Consider the following 1,949-nt stretch of genomic DNA (forward strand, 5'->3'; position numbering starts at 1 on the left):
GTCGTGTGCGTCGTGATATAGGTGCGGTCGAGCGCATTGTGCTGGCCGAGGTAGGCGAGCAGCCCGGTGAACAAAGCGATGTCGCCATCCGGCGCGATCGCCAGATGCATATCGGCAATGTCAGCGGTCATGGTGCGACGCGGGTCGACCAGCACGATCTTCATCTCCGGCCGCTTTTCCCGGGCAGCCGCGATGCGCTGGTAGAGCACCGGATGGCACCAGGCGAGATTGGAGCCGACCAGCACGATCAGGTCGGCAAGCTCCAGATCGTCATAGGTTCCGGGCACGGTGTCGGAGCCGAAAGCGCGGCGGTGGCCGGCGACCGAAGAGGCCATGCACAGGCGCGAATTGGTGTCGATATTGGCGGAGCCGACAAAGCCCTTCATCAGCTTGTTGGCGACGTAGTAGTCCTCGGTCAGCAACTGGCCGGAGACATAGAAGGCGACCGCATCGGGCCCGTGCTCGGCAATGGTTTGCGAGAAGGTCGAGGCGACGAGGTCGAGCGCCTCGTCCCAGCCGGCGCGGCGGCCGTGGATCTCTGGATGAAGCAGCCTGCCGTCGAGATCGATGGTCTCGGCCAGTGCCGAGCCCTTGGAGCAGAGCCGGCCGAAATTGGCCGGGTGGTCGGGGTCGCCGCGCACGGACACTTGCCCGTCCGCGGCGACCTTCGCCAGCACGCCGCAGCCCACCCCGCAATAGGGGCAGGTGGTCCTCACCTCGCGCGCTTCATCGATCTCCATGGGGTCAGGCCGCGCGGCTGACCAGCGCTTCCAGCGCAATGAACAGATGCTCGCCTTCGATCCGCACCGGAATGGTGCGCACCGCGCCCTCGTCGGCGCCGAGCGCCTTGCCCGTTTCCAGCGAAATCACCCAATTGTGCAAGGGACAGGTCACCGCCGCGCCGTGCACGATGCCCTGGCTGAGCGGTCCGCCTCTGTGCGGGCAATGGTCGTCGATGGCGTAGACCTGATCGTCCTGGGTGCGGAAGACCGCGATTTTTCCTTCCGGCGTGGCGACGCAGCGCGCGCCGCGGCGAGGGATGTCGGAGAGAGAGCCTATCGATATCCAGTTCATGACGCTCACTCCGCCGCCTGCGCAAAACCGACCGAAGCCATTGGCCGGAATTCGTGCTTGTCCTTGCCGGAAACGCGTTCCGACCACGGGTCGACCTGGGCGAATTTCTGGCTGAAGACGAAGCGCTCGTAATAGGCCTTGCGCTTGTCGCCATCGTCCATGATCTGGCGCTTGATCTCGGGGATGCCGATGCGCTTGGCCCATTTGTAGATGCGCTCGAGGTAGCGGCCCTGCTCGCGGTACATCTGCGTCAGCGCCACGATATGCTCCAGCGCCTCGTCCTCGGTTCTGACCAGGCCGAGTACTTCGGTGCCCTTGATGTCGAGGCCGGCCGCGCCGGCAAAATGGATCTCGTAACCGGAGTCGACGCAGATCACGCCGACATCCTTGCAGGTCGCCTCGGCGCAATTCCTGGGGCAACCCGACACCGCCATCTTGACCTTGGCCGGCGTCCACGAGCCCCACATGAATTTTTCGATGCGGATGCCGAGGCCCGTCGAATCCTGCGTGCCGAAGCGGCACCAGTCCGAGCCGACGCAGGTCTTCACCGTGCGCAACCCCTTGGCATAGGCGTGGCCGGAGACGAAGCCGGCCTGGCCGAGATCGGCCCACACCGCCGGCAGGTCTTCCTTGCGGATGCCGAGCATGTCGATGCGCTGGCCGCCGGTGACCTTGACCATCGGGATTTCAAACTTGTCGACAACGTCGGCGATGGCGCGCAGTTCAGCGGCATTGGTCACCCCGCCCCACATGCGCGGCACCACCGAATAGGTGCCATCCTTCTGGATGTTGGCGTGGACGCGCTCGTTGATGAAGCGCGACTGGTAGTCGTCGGCGTAGTCGTCCGGCCAGTCGCAGACGAGATAGTAATTGAG

At 64.7% G+C, this 1,949-nt stretch carries 2 protein-coding genes and 1 pseudogene; all 3 read right to left on the minus strand.

Annotation, left to right across the window (positions count from 1 at the left end):
- Positions 1–740, minus strand: a 740-nt coding sequence (locus EN994_RS29125; protein ID WP_164746304.1) for a molybdopterin-dependent oxidoreductase, incomplete at its 3' end; no start/stop codon positions are given.
- 4 nt (positions 741–744) lie between these two features.
- The gene (gene nirD, locus EN994_RS29130) at positions 745–1,074 is read right to left on the minus strand and encodes a nitrite reductase small subunit NirD (protein WP_063168698.1); all 330 of its coding nucleotides are present in this window, start codon (positions 1,072–1,074) and stop codon (positions 745–747) included.
- A gap of 5 nt (positions 1,075–1,079) precedes the next feature.
- Positions 1,080–1,949: pseudogene (locus EN994_RS29135) on the minus strand (NAD(P)/FAD-dependent oxidoreductase); the annotation flags it as partial.

The sequence above is a fragment of the Mesorhizobium sp. M7A.F.Ca.CA.002.09.1.1 genome (assembly GCF_003998555.1).
In the GTDB taxonomy this organism is placed as follows: Bacteria; Pseudomonadota; Alphaproteobacteria; order Rhizobiales; family Rhizobiaceae; genus Mesorhizobium; species Mesorhizobium ciceri.